10 protein-coding genes are annotated in these 12,112 nt (G+C 64.7%); 6 read left to right on the top strand and 4 right to left on the bottom strand.

Features of this window, described 5'->3' with window-relative positions:
• The 4 genes from GB927_RS12205 to GB927_RS12190 all read left to right on the top strand — a co-directional run bounded on the left by GB927_RS12205 (position 1) and on the right by GB927_RS12190 (position 4,759).
• Positions 1-1,146, top strand: coding sequence for an iron-containing alcohol dehydrogenase (locus GB927_RS12205; RefSeq protein ID WP_256117209.1), 1,146 nt, complete (start codon positions 1-3; stop codon positions 1,144-1,146).
• Positions 1,147-1,310: 164 nt separating this feature from the next.
• A complete protein-coding gene (locus tag GB927_RS12200) occupies positions 1,311-2,048 on the top strand; it encodes an AAA family ATPase (protein WP_256117208.1) in 738 nt (245 codons plus the stop codon).
• Between the two features lie 231 nt (positions 2,049-2,279).
• Positions 2,280-2,996, top strand: a complete 717-nt coding sequence (locus GB927_RS12195) for an AAA family ATPase (RefSeq protein ID WP_256117207.1) — start codon at positions 2,280-2,282, stop codon at positions 2,994-2,996.
• 239 nt (positions 2,997-3,235) lie between these two features.
• On the top strand, positions 3,236-4,759 hold the full coding sequence (locus GB927_RS12190; protein WP_256117206.1) for a globin-coupled sensor protein: 1,524 nt from the start codon (positions 3,236-3,238) through the stop codon (positions 4,757-4,759).
• Between the two features lie 33 nt (positions 4,760-4,792).
• On the opposite strand, the gene GB927_RS12185 is transcribed toward GB927_RS12190, so the two are convergent.
• Both GB927_RS12185 and GB927_RS12180 read right to left on the bottom strand, forming a co-directional pair.
• On the bottom strand, positions 4,793-5,977 hold the full coding sequence (locus GB927_RS12185; RefSeq protein WP_256117205.1) for a glycoside hydrolase family 5 protein: 1,185 nt from the start codon (positions 5,975-5,977) through the stop codon (positions 4,793-4,795).
• 168 nt (positions 5,978-6,145) lie between these two features.
• A complete protein-coding gene (locus GB927_RS12180) occupies positions 6,146-7,510 on the bottom strand; it encodes a L,D-transpeptidase family protein (RefSeq protein WP_439655488.1) in 1,365 nt (454 codons plus the stop codon).
• Between the two features lie 271 nt (positions 7,511-7,781).
• Between GB927_RS12180 and GB927_RS12175 the strand changes: the two genes are divergently transcribed.
• Together GB927_RS12175 and GB927_RS12170 are read left to right on the top strand one after the other, a co-directional pair.
• A complete protein-coding gene (locus GB927_RS12175) occupies positions 7,782-8,636 on the top strand; it encodes a DUF4432 family protein (protein WP_256117203.1) in 855 nt (284 codons plus the stop codon).
• A gap of 168 nt (positions 8,637-8,804) precedes the next feature.
• Positions 8,805-9,143, top strand: a complete 339-nt coding sequence (locus GB927_RS12170; RefSeq protein ID WP_256117202.1) for a protein tyrosine phosphatase family protein — start codon at positions 8,805-8,807, stop codon at positions 9,141-9,143.
• A gap of 35 nt (positions 9,144-9,178) precedes the next feature.
• Here the strand turns inward: GB927_RS12170 and GB927_RS12165 are convergent, their stop codons facing one another.
• Together GB927_RS12165 and caiB are read right to left on the bottom strand one after the other, a co-directional pair.
• Positions 9,179-10,828, bottom strand: a complete 1,650-nt coding sequence (locus tag GB927_RS12165) for a thiamine pyrophosphate-binding protein (RefSeq protein ID WP_256117200.1) — start codon at positions 10,826-10,828, stop codon at positions 9,179-9,181.
• A complete protein-coding gene (gene caiB, locus GB927_RS12160; protein ID WP_256117199.1) occupies positions 10,825-12,021 on the bottom strand; it encodes a succinate--glutarate CoA-transferase in 1,197 nt (398 codons plus the stop codon). The genes GB927_RS12165 and caiB overlap by 4 nt, the downstream gene beginning before the upstream one ends.
• Positions 12,022-12,112 lie beyond the last annotated feature (91 nt).

Raw genomic sequence — 12,112 nt, 5'->3', positions numbered from 1 at the left:
ATGACCATCACCGCCAACTGGAGCTACCCGACCGCCATCAAGTTCGGGGCAGGGCGCATCAAGGAACTGGCCGATCATTGCAAGGCGGTCGGCATGAAGAAGCCGCTGCTCGTCACCGATCGCGGCCTGTCCACGATGCCGATCACGCAGAACGCACTCGATATCCTGGACGCCGCCGGCCTCGGCCGGGCGATGTTCGCCGATGTCGACCCGAACCCGAACGACAAGAACCTCGATGCCGGCGTAAAAGCCTTCAAGGACGGCGGCCATGACGGCGTCGTCGCCTTCGGCGGCGGCTCGGGCCTCGACCTCGGCAAGGCGGTCGCCTTCATGTCGGGCCAGACGCGCCCGGTCTGGGATTTCGAGGATATCGGCGACTGGTGGACGCGCGCCAATTCCGACGGCATCGCGCCGATCGTCGCCGTGCCGACGACGGCCGGCACCGGCTCGGAAGCCGGCCGCGCCTCGGTCGTCACCAATTCCGAGACGCACACCAAGAAGGTGATCTTCCACCCGAAGTTCCTGCCTTCGGTGACGATCTGCGACCCGGAACTGACGGTCGGCATGCCAAAGGTCATCACGGCCGGCACCGGCATGGACGCCTTTGCCCATTGCCTGGAAGCCTATTGCTCGCCGTTCTACCACCCGATGAGCCAGGGCATCGCGCTCGAAGGCCTGCGCCTCGTCAAGGAATACCTGCCGCGCGCCTACAAGGACGGCACGGATATCGAGGCCCGCGCCAACATGATGTCGGCCGCCGCCATGGGCGCCGTCGCCTTCCAGAAGGGTCTCGGCGCGATCCACTCGCTGTCGCACCCGGTCGGCGCGATCTACAACACGCACCATGGCATGACCAATGCCGTCGTGATGCCGCCGGTGCTGACCTTCAACCGTCCGGCGATCGAAGCGAAGATCGCCAGCGCCGCCGCCTATCTCGGCATTGCCGGCGGTTTCGACGGCTTCTTCGACTACGTGTTGCGCCTGCGCGAAGAGCTCGGCGTGCCGGACAAGCTGTCGGCGCTCGGCGTCGGTACGGACCGGATCGACGAGATGTCGGCCATGGCGATCGTCGACCCGACGGCCGGCGGCAACCCGGTGGAACTGACGCTGGACGCCGCAAAGCGTCTCTTCGTCGAGTGCATCTGACAATCAAGAAGGGCGGCGGTCGCAGGATCGCCGCCCCGATTTCTACTCCCTCAATATTACGGATTGCATCGCGCACCGGTTGTCATCAAAATGTCATTCTACTGTCATGATTTGCGAGCCGCTTTTTCCGGCGCGGCGTGACGGTCTGATGCGGCGGTAAAGTGATGGCGGTCATATCCATAGCGAACGCCAAGGGCGGTTCGGGCAAGACTACAGCGGCGGTGCTGCTGGCGAGTGAACTCGTTGAGCGTGGCGCACGCATCTGCCTTCTCGATTGCGACGACCTGAAACTGGCTGCCGCCTGGGCGCGGGCCGCACGGCTCGGCGAAGGCCTGACGCTGGTGGAAAACGTCGCCGCCTCCAATCTCGCCAGCCCGCTCAGGGCCATGCGCAGCAGCCACCATCACGTCATCATCGATCTTTCCGGCGCGCGCGATGCGCTGGTGGCGCTGGCCGTCGGGCTTTCCGATCTGGTGCTGGTGCCCGTGCAGGGTTGCGCCATGGATAGCCGCGGGGCCGCCCATGTGCTCGAACTCATCGATCTCGTCAGCGCCAATGCACACAAGCCGATCAACCGGGCCGTCGTGCTGTCGCGCGTCAATCCGCTCGTCACCACCCGGGCGCTGCGCAATGTGAAGTCGGTGCTGGATGCGGCGAAAATTCCGGTGGTCTCGACGCCGATCATCGAGCGCAGCGCGTTTCGCGACATGTTCGAGACCGGCGGCACGCTTCATTCGATGCAGGGCGGCCGGATCAGCAATCTCGACAAGGCGGTCCTCAACATGCAGGCCTTTGCCAGCGACGTGCTTCGGCTCGTCGGCGCGGAGGAAAGCTGGAAGCCGCGGGCGAGGGCGGAGATTCGCACCGCCGCGTCGGATGGACAGCCGGCGGCGGCGTGGTAGGCACCCCTCAATTCTTACCGTTAATTATTGACAAAAGCCCGGAAACCACAGGTTTGCCGGGCTTTTTCCTGTCCGGGCGCAAATTCGCGCCGTCATCTCATTAATCTTCGCGATGCGGAAATTTCCACTTCGTTAACCATGTTTTGAAAGATTTGAGGAAGCGGGCGCCATTTGCACGGGGTCGCCTGACGAGAGCGATGACCAAGCTCGCAGCATTTTTTGAGGTACGACATGCCAGTCATCACATTTGCCAATGCCAAGGGCGGCGCGGGCAAGACCACCGCTGCCCTCATCCTTGCAACGGAGCTTGCAAGCCAGGGCCATCGCGTCACCATTCTCGACGCCGACCCGCAGCGCTGGATCAGCCACTGGCACGAGATTTCCGGCCGCCAGCGCAATATCGCCGTGATCTCGGAAGTCTCGATGGCCTCCATCCAGTGCCATATCCGCGAGAACCGCGACACGACCGACTATTTCATCATCGACCTCGCCGGTGCGCGCGATGCGCTCGTCGCCACCGCCATCGGCCTGTCGGACCATGTGATGATCCCGGTGCAGGGCTGTGCGATGGATGCGCGCGGCGCGGCGCAGATCCTTGAACTGCTGAAGCAGCTCGACGAGAAGGCGGGTATCCGCATCAACCATTCGGTCGTGCTCACCCGCATGAACGCCATGGTGACGACCCGCGCCATGACCACCATCAAGGGGCTGCTGTCGGCCCGCGGTGTCACCGTGCTCGATACGCCGATCGGCGAGCGCACCGCCTTCCGCGACATTTTCGACTGTGGCGGCACGCTCTATTCGATGGACCCGGCCAAGGTGAGCAACCTCGACAAGGCGCGCGAAAACGCGCGGCTCTTCGCCGAGGAAGTGCTGCGCCTCATGCCGGTGCCCAAGCGCACATCGACGGAGCGCGGCTTCTTCCGCACGATCCAGCGGGCGGCCTGATCCCCGGACTTGACGAAAGACAAAAACGGCTGCGACCAATTGCGCAGCCGTTTCCCAAGATTGCACGCCCGCTGGTAATGAACAATTTACCACGGCTAACCTAGTGATATCGCAACAGAAAGCTTGATCCACGGAGGCCCGGTGCCTCCGGCAGGACCTATGACGGGTCGCGGGACCGGCATCGCCGCCCCGATGGACATTGTTCTTCCATTTCCATAGCCGTCAGGATACCCGCAAGTATGAAGCCGACCCCTGCGACCGCCAGCCAGAATCACGACATCGCGCGCCGTCTGGATTATCTCGGCCTCGACGAACCGGCCCTGAAGCGGCTGCGCAGCCTCAAACCCTTCATCGAGAAGGAGCTCGGCCCGGCGCTCGACAAGTTCTATGCGATCGTGCGCAAGAGCCCGGAGGTCAACCACCTGTTTTCCTCCGACGCCCATATCGACCGCGCCAAGAAGGCGCAGATCGGCCATTGGGCAAACATCGCCGCCGGCGATTTCACCGGCGATTATGCCGCCAAGGTGCAGACGATCGGCCATGTTCATGCGCGCATCGGGCTGGAGCCGCGCTGGTATATCGGCGGTTATGCGCTGATCGTCGAACATCTGCTCGCCGAGGCCGTGAAATCGCTCTGGCCGAAGCCGGGCCTCTTCAGCCGCCAGGAGATCACGCCGGACGAATTTGCCGCAAAGTTCTCCAGCTTGCTCAAGGCGATGTTCCTCGACATGGACCTTTCGATCTCGGTCTATATGGACACGTCCGACGTCACCAAGCAGCAGGCGGTGCAGGCGCAAGTCGTGGCCGAAGAGCGTAAGATCGTCGGCGACAGTTTTGGCGCGGCTTTGAAGCGCATTTCCGACGGCGACCTGACGGCGCGCATCACCGGCCCGCTGCCGCAGGCCTATGAGGCGCTGCGCGACGACTTCAACCATGCCATGTCCACGCTGGCACAGGCCATCGGCAATATCGGCGTCGGTGCCGGCTCGATCCATCTCAGCGCCCAGGAGATCGCGGCCGCGTCCGACGATCTCGCCAAGCGCACGGAGCGGCAGGCGGCAAACCTCGAAGAGACGGCGGCCGCCGTCGAGCAGGTCACGACCACCGTGCGCCAAACCGCGCAGAGCGCCAACGAGGCGAATGCCCTCGTGATGGCGGCGCGTGACAATGCGCAGCGCGGCGGCGAGGTGGTGGAGCATGCGATCGTCGCCATGGGCGAGATCCAGGCCTCGTCTTCGGCCATTGCCAACATTGTCGAGGTGATCGACGAGATTGCCTTCCAGACCAACCTGCTCGCGCTCAATGCCGGCATCGAGGCCGCGCGGGCGGGCGAGGCGGGGCGCGGCTTCGCGGTCGTCGCCTCGGAAGTGCGCGCCCTTGCCCAGCGCTGTGCGGATGCCGCCAAGGACATCCAGAACCTCATCGTTAAGTCGCATGGCCAGGTCGAGGATGGCGTGCGCTCGGTCAACGAGGTCGCCCAGTCGCTGCGCCAGATCGTGTCGCAGGTGGTGGATGTCAGCGCGGTCTTCAACACCATCCGCTCCAGCACGGCGGAGCAGGCGACGGGCCTGCAGGCGGTGAACCAGGCGGTCAACGCCATGGACCAGATCACCCAGCAGAATGCCGCCATGGTCGAGCAGGCCAATGCCGCCAGCCAGGCGCTGACGCAGGAAGCCGCTTCCATCGCCGCCCAGCTCAGCGCCTTCCGCACCGGTGGGACGGCCCAGCCGGCGCACGGCTCCGGTTACACACGCGCCGCCTGAACCATCGGCATCAGAGCGGCGTGGCACGCCGCTCTATTTCTGCATGCGCGCCTTCAGCAGGTCCATCAGCTTGCCATTTCTCGGTAGCGTATCGGCCTTGCCCTGGTCTTTCAGCCAGTAGAACTGGCCGGGCTTCACCTTTGCCGACAGCTCGTAGTCCATGCCTTCCCACTCATCCTCGCGGAAGGAATAGAAGGCCCAGTGGCCGCCTTTTTCCTCCACCGCATCCATCACGTCGGTGAGATAGGTGCCGCAATCGGCCCAGAGCCGCATGCAGCCGAATTCAGCGGCGACCACGCGCGTCGGCGGCAGGCCCTGCGCCTTCGCCCAATCGAAGGCCGTGTCGATATGCTGTGCGACGGCCTTGCGATCCCATGTCGTCCTGCCGCCGGCATAGTCCGTCGTGATGCCGGGATAGGAGAGCGGCGTTTCGCGCTTCATGTTCGGCGCGCTGGTCGCGTCATAGGGTTCGTACATGTGGAAGGCGTAGAGCACCTTGTCGTCGGCAAGCCGCTTCGGCCAGGCGGCGAGAGCACGCGGATTGGCATAGTAGCCGCCATCCACCATGACCGGCGTCACCGGATCGACGGCGCGGATTGCTTCGATCATGCGTGCATAGAGCTGCGGCAGGTCGCGGGTGCCACCGGCATTCTTCTGCTGCCAAGCCTGGATGTCCGCCATGGCGGCGTTTTCCGTAAGCCCGGTGGTCTTTTCCGGCGCCGGCTCGTTGAGCAGGTTATAGGCGGCGACGGCAGGGTGGTCTTTCAGCGCGCCGGCGAGATCGCCCCAGAATTTGACGGCCTGGCCGGCAAAGGCCGGATCGGACCACAGCCGATCGTCGAATTTGCCGCCGTTCTGCTGCTTCCAACGGGCGCCGGGCAGGCTGAGCGGCGTCACCACGACCTTGAGGCCGGCGGCATGCGCGGCATCGAGTGCTTTCTTCAGCCTCTCCAGATCCTTCGCCGGAAGACCCTCATAGTGATCGGCGTTGCCGATGAGAAAATCGCGACCTTCACCCTTCCATTTGCTGAAGGTGAGGCGCACCCAGGAGGCGCCCGTTGCCGCCAGTGCCTCGAAATAGGCGGCATCCGGCTCGCCGGCATTAAAACTGTTGCCGCCCTTTTGCGGGCTGTCCCAAAAGGTCATGAGATCGGCGGCGGAGGCTGGGGTGCAGGCCAGCGCGAGACAGAGGAGGGCGGGGCGGAATTTTGCGAGCATGGGACACCGAATGCGTGAATGCGGCCCGTCAGGGAGCCGGAGGACGGCCGGATGCTTCGCCGCAAAAATGGGCATTTTCCGGTTCGCTTCGTGGCGGAAGCGCGCCTTTCCATCGCGCAAACAAAAGCCGGCCCATAAGGCCGGCTTCGGATCATGCCATGGAGCGTGTCAGTCGACGAATTCGACCGTGACGCCGGCGCTCGTCATCTTGGCGAGCTCGGTCGCATCCCAGTTGGTCATGCGGATGCAGCCGTGGCTCTGCGTCTTGCCGATCTTCGAGGGTTCCGGCGTGCCGTGGATGCCGTAGGTCGGCTTCGACAGCGCGATCCACACGGTGCCGACCGGGCCGTTCGGGCCGGGCTGCAGCGTCAGCACCTTGTTGTTTTCGCCCTGCTGGAAGTTGATCTTCGGATTGTAGGTGTAACCCGGATTGAGCGCGATGCGCTCGACGGTGACCAGGCCGGAGGGCGAGGGCGTGTCGGCGGAACCGATGCTGGCCGGATAGGCGGCGATCAGCGTGCCGTCCGCGGCATAGGCGAGAATCTGCTTGCGGCCCTTGTCGGCGAGGATTTTTGCCACCTTGCCGGTCTTCGCCACGCCGGTGTCGATGACCTTGACGATCGTGCCGGGGATGGTGAAGTCGACGCCCGGATTGATCTCCTTGAGATAGGCCTCGTCCATGTGGAACTTTTCGGCCAGCATCTCCGTCGTGGACGTGAAGGAGAGATGCGGCAGCGCCGCCTTCTGGGCGTAGTCTTCCGGGATGGCGGCGACATAGGGGCCGGCGGCATCGGCGGCGGTTATTTCGTAGGTGGTGAACGCCATGCCGCCCGACAGGCGCAGGCGCTCCAGGATGTCGTCGGCATTGTTCGGGTCGAGCGTCTCGCCCGACACGCTCTGCCAGGCCTCGATCGCCTTGGTGACGTTGGAGCCCTTCTTGCCGTCGATCACGCCCGGCGAGAAACCCTCGCGGTCGAGAAAGACCTGGAGCGCTGTGATCTCGGCCGAGGACATCTTGCCGATGGCGATGGCCGGCTCGAATTTCGGGCCGGGCACGAATTCCGCATTGGGGTCGACGCCGTTTTCCGGCAGGGCCGCATTGTCGCCGTTGCCGTCGAAATCGGGCAGGGGCTGCGAGCCGCCGAAATCGGCATCCGGCAGTTCCTGGCGCTCGATATCGCCCGGCAGCGCTTCGCGCATCTCCGGCACGGAACTGGTCGTCAGCTCGTCGCCGAACTCGGATTCGGGTGCCGGCGGAAAATAGTCGGGGTTGGTTTCCGGGTAGCCCTGCACCGCGCGGTAGCGATCGCGCCGCGGGCGGGAATCGCCGCGGGCGAAATAGCGGTCGGCGGACTGGGCCGTGGCGATGATATTGCCCCAGCCATCGACATAGACCGTGCGTCCGCGATTGTCGCGCATCACGCGGGCATCGTCGGGAATGTAGTCGAGCAGGTCGCCTTCGGGCGAAACCAGCACCGTATCGTTCGAGAGATAGGTCTGCGCATGGGCAGGGGCCAGCGCGAATCCGAGCACGGATGCCGCAGTAAGAAGCGAAACGCTTGTTTTAAAAATAGAATTCACGACTCTAGACCTGCCAGCTTGCACATAACGCGCGGACGGAACACTTCAATTCAGACCTTAATATGGAAAATCTGAATCGATGGTGAACGTAAGGTCAACGCGCATGGCAAAAACTTGTGATCGCCCGCGTTGGTTCCCGCGGAAAGATTATACGCCCCATAGCCTCGCGACGCCTTTGATCCTAGCATGCCCGCTTTCATTGTCCCTTTCACCGGAGCCCCGGATGACCTTTGCCTTGACCGCCGACACGCCAGACCAGTCGTTCCGCCTCGCGCTGACGCCGCAATCGGCGCTCGATGTCGGCAGCGCGGTCTTCCATGGGGTGGAACTCGCGCCGGGCGCCGCGGTTCCCTCGGATGGCGATCCGCGCATCGACAAGGCGCTGCCGGGTTTCATGTTCACCTGCGGGCCGGATCATATCCGCCATCCGGTGCCGATCGAAGGGGCTGCCGACGGGCGGCGCTACCCGCTGCACGGCTCGCTGTCGTCCAGCCCGGCGCGCGACATCCTGATCGAGGAGGACGAGGGCGAACTGGTGTGCGAGGGGCGGGTCGCCGTCGCGCTTGCGCATGGCGGTGCGGCCGATCTCGCCCGCCGCTGGCGCGTCGACCGGGGCACCGGCCATATCACGCTGGAGGACGTCGTCACCAACCGCGGCGAGACCTCCTGGCCGCCCTTCGGCATGTACCACATCAATTTCGGCACCGGCCTCTTCGACGAGAACACGCGGCTGACCGGCGCGATGCTGCCCGGCGGCAGCCTGCCGTGGCGGTTCGACGAGGGTGACATGAAGATCTTCTGCGTGCCGGCGGCGGAGACGGCGAAACACGGCTGGGCGGAGATCGCGATCGGCCCGATCGCAGCGCTTGGCGGCCGCAGCGTGCAGATCCGCTTCCGCACCGATACGTTGCCTTATCTTCAGGTCTGGCGGAACCAGTCGCCGGGCTGTGCCGTGCTCGGCATCGAGCCGGTGTCGCATCGCCTTGCGCCCCGCGAAGAACTGATCGCTGCCGGCGATGCGCCGGATTTCGCGCCTGGTGAAAGCGTCGGTTACGGGCTGGCCTTCGAGGTCCGGTAGAGCGTTTCTTCATTTGCCCGAAAAGCGAAAACGCTTTTTGTTTCCATGCGATTGCGGACACAAAAGCGCTTCGCGCCCGTGCCGCCGCCACGCTAGATTTCGCATGATTGACGCTCCTGCGCCGCGGGCGTAAACGGTGAGCACCCCATTTTTGAAAAGGAACCACCCATGGATATCCGCGCGATCAACGACGAATATTCCGTCTCCGGCCAGATCGAAGTCGAAGACCTCGACGCGATCGCCAACCTGGGGTTCAAATCCATCGTCTGCCACCGCCCCGACCATGAGCAGCCCGACCAGCCGGAGTTTTCCGCCATCGCCGCGCGCGCGAAGGAACTCGGCATCGAAGTGGCGCATGTGCCGGTCGGCTCGATGGGTGTGACGGCCGAAGCCGTGCACGGCATGGTCGACGCGCTCGACGAATTGCCCCGCCCGATGCTCGGCTATTGCCGCTCCGGTGCGCGCTCGACGAAGATTTACGAGCAGACGCAGCACATTCGCGGCTGAGACGGTGAGGGGCGTTCCACGCCCCTCATACAGCGTTACTTCCCGCTACGAATATCCGACAGCGTGCGCGTCGGCGTTATCGCTTCGGGGTCGAGCTTCACCTCGATGATCGCCGGCTTGCCGCTGGCGCGTGCCCGCAGGAAGGCGGCTGCGAACTCTTCCGTCTTCTCAACCGTCTCGCCATGCCCGCCATAGGCGAAGGCCAGCGCTGCAAAATCCGGATTGGTGAGGTCCGTGGCGCTGACGCGGCCGGGATAATCCCGCTCCTGATGCATGCGGATCGTGCCGTAGATGCCGTTGTTGACGACGACGGTGATGATCGGGAGGTTGTAGCGCACGGCGGTCGCGAATTCCTGGCCGTGCATGAGGAAGCAGCCGTCGCCGGCAAAGCAGATGACTTCGCGCTCGGGAAACAGGCGCTTCGCGGCCACGGCGGCCGGCAGGCCATAGCCCATCGAGCCGGAGGTTGGAGCGGCCTGCGTGGCGAAGCGGCGGAACCGGTGGAAGCGGTGCACCCAGGTCGCATAATTTCCGGCGCCATTGGTGAAGATCGTGTCTTCCGGCGTGTTTTCTTCCAGCCACGCGACGATCGGCCCCATCTGCACGTCGCCGGGGCCGCTTTGCGGCGGCGTCGACCAGGCGAGATAGGCCTGGTGCATGGCGGCCGTGCGCGCCGTCCAGCGGGGTGCGGTTTTCGGCGCGAGATCCTCGAGCGCTGCGACGAAATCCTCGGGCGCCGCCGAGATCGCGAGATCCGGGCGGTAGACGCGGCCGAGCTCGGACGGATCGGGATAGACATGCACCAGCTTTTGCTGCGGGTAGGGGCTCTGAATCAGGCTGTAGGTCGAGGACGGCATCTCGGAATAGCGCCCGCCGAGCAACACGACGAGATCCGCCTCGCGGATTTCCTTGCCCAGCGCCGGGTTGATGCCGATACCGGAATCGCCCGCATAATTCGGATGCAGGTGATCGAACAGCATCTGCCGGCGGAACGAACAGGCGACCGGCAGCGACCAGCGCTCGGCAAAGGCGGTGAAGGCCGAAACGCTGGCCTCGGACCAGCGCGTGCCGCCGAGAATGACGAGCGGGCGTTCTGCCGCCTCCAGAAGCCGCGCCAGTTCCTCTACCTGCCTGCGGCCCGGATGGGCCTCGACGGGCATGTAGGGCCTGGCCTCGACGGTCTCGACTTCGTCCGTCAGCATATCCTCCGGCAGCGCCAGCACGACCGGGCCGGGCCGTCCCGACGTGGCGACGGCGAAGGCGCGGGTGATGAATTCCGGAATGCGCCGCGCATCGTCGATATCAGCCACCCACTTGGCGACTTCGGTGAAGGCGCGGCGATATTCCACTTCCTGGAAGGCCTCGCGCTCGCGCGCATCGCGCTGCACCTGGCCGATGAACAGGATCATCGGGATCGAATCCTGCCGCGCGATATGCAGGCCGGCCGAAGCATTGGTGGCGCCGGGGCCGCGGGTGACCATGCAGATGCCGGGCTGGCCGGTGAGCCGGCCCCAGCAATCCGCCATCATCGCCGCGCCGCCTTCCTGGCGGCAGACGAGCACGTCGATATCCGTATCGTGCAGCGCATCGAGCACGGCGAGATAGCTTTCGCCCGGCACGCAGGCGACGCGCTTGACGCCGTTGGCAACGAGGGCGTCGACGATCAACTGGCCACCGGTCTTCATGCGCTTTTCTTTCCTGCTTCGAGGGATTGCAGTTCTGCCATCACGGCATCGGTATGTTCGCCAAGCCGCGGGCTCGGCCGGTCGTAGACAAGCGGCGTCTCGGAGAAAACGATCGGGGTGCGCACGCCCGGAATAAGGTTGCCATCGGCATCCGGCAGGTCGACGCGCAGCCCGCGCGCCTTCACCTGCGGGTCGTCGAAGGTTTCGGCGATGGAGTTGATCGGCCCGGCCGGCACGCCCTCGCGCTCGCAGGCATCGAGCAATTCGGCCTTGGTGACCTTGGCGGTCGCGCCCGTAACGCGGCGGCGAACCTCGTCGCGGTTGGCGACGCGGGCGCGGTTGGTGGCGAAGCGCTCGTCGTCGGCCACGCCATCGAGCTTCAGGAGCCCGCAGAGCTTGCGGAACTGCCCGTCATTGCCGACGGCCAAAATAATGTAGCCATCCGACGTCGGCACGACCTCGTAGGGCGAGATGTTGGGATGCGCATTGCCGAGCCGCCTGGGCGCCGTGCCGGAGGCCAGAAAATTCATGTTCTGGTTCGCCATGACGGCGGATTGCACGTCGAGCAGCGCCATGTCGACATGCTGGCCATGGCCGGTCTTCATGACATGGATGAGCGCCGCCTGAATGGCGGTGACGGCATAGATGCCGGTGAAGATATCGGCGATCGCCACGCCCGCCTTCATCGGCTCGCCATCCGGCGCACCCGTCACCGACATGAAGCCGGACATGCCCTGCACGATATAATCGTAGCCGGCACGAGCGGCATAGGGACCATCCTGGCCGAAGCCGGTGATCGAGCAATAGACGAGTTTCGGGTGTTTCTCGGCGAGGCTCCGGTAGTCGAGCCCGTATTTCACGAGGCCGCCGACCTTGAAATTCTCGATCACCACGTCGGCGGTCGCGATCAGGCGGTGCACGGTGTCCCGGCCTTCCTCGGTCCTGAGATCGACTGAGATCGAGCGTTTGCCGCGGTTGGTGGAGTGGTAATAGGCGGCCGACAGGTTTTCGCCGTCCTTGCCCGTTACGAAGGGCGGGCCCCAGGCGCGCGTGTCGTCGCCGCCCTCCGGATTTTCGATCTTGATGACGTCAGCGCCGAGATCGGCCAGCATCTGCCCGGCCCAGGGGCCGGCAAGAACCCGCGCCAGCTCGATGACCCGGATGCCGGAAAGCGGCAGGTTCGACTTCTCCATCGTGCACTCCCTCTTCGACGGCCGCGATACGGCCGACCGCCGGGCTTTTCGCCCGTTTTGCTCTGGATAACAAAAAGGCGGCAGGCACGAT

The organism is Shinella lacus (assembly GCF_010994755.1).
Lineage (GTDB): Bacteria > Pseudomonadota > Alphaproteobacteria > Rhizobiales > Rhizobiaceae > Shinella > Shinella lacus.
The sequence above is the reverse complement of the archived record's forward strand: the minus strand, read 5'-3'. Positions and strand labels throughout refer to the sequence as shown.

Excerpts from the sequence above, each read along its gene's own strand:
- GB927_RS12175 (WP_256117203.1), top strand. The coding sequence starts at position 7,782 with ATGACCTTTGCCTTGACCGCCGACACGCCAGACCAGTCGTTCCGCCTC.
- GB927_RS12205 (WP_256117209.1), top strand. The coding sequence starts at position 1 with ATGACCATCACCGCCAACTGGAGCTACCCGACCGCCATCAAGTTCGGG.
- caiB (WP_256117199.1), bottom strand. The coding sequence starts at position 12,021 with ATGGAGAAGTCGAACCTGCCGCTTTCCGGCATCCGGGTCATCGAGCTG.
- GB927_RS12195 (WP_256117207.1), top strand. The coding sequence starts at position 2,280 with ATGCCAGTCATCACATTTGCCAATGCCAAGGGCGGCGCGGGCAAGACC.
- GB927_RS12170 (WP_256117202.1), top strand. The coding sequence starts at position 8,805 with ATGGATATCCGCGCGATCAACGACGAATATTCCGTCTCCGGCCAGATC.
- GB927_RS12165 (WP_256117200.1), bottom strand. The coding sequence starts at position 10,828 with ATGAAGACCGGTGGCCAGTTGATCGTCGACGCCCTCGTTGCCAACGGC.
- GB927_RS12185 (WP_256117205.1), bottom strand. The coding sequence starts at position 5,977 with ATGCTCGCAAAATTCCGCCCCGCCCTCCTCTGTCTCGCGCTGGCCTGC.
- GB927_RS12200 (WP_256117208.1), top strand. The coding sequence starts at position 1,311 with ATGGCGGTCATATCCATAGCGAACGCCAAGGGCGGTTCGGGCAAGACT.
- GB927_RS12190 (WP_256117206.1), top strand. The coding sequence starts at position 3,236 with ATGAAGCCGACCCCTGCGACCGCCAGCCAGAATCACGACATCGCGCGC.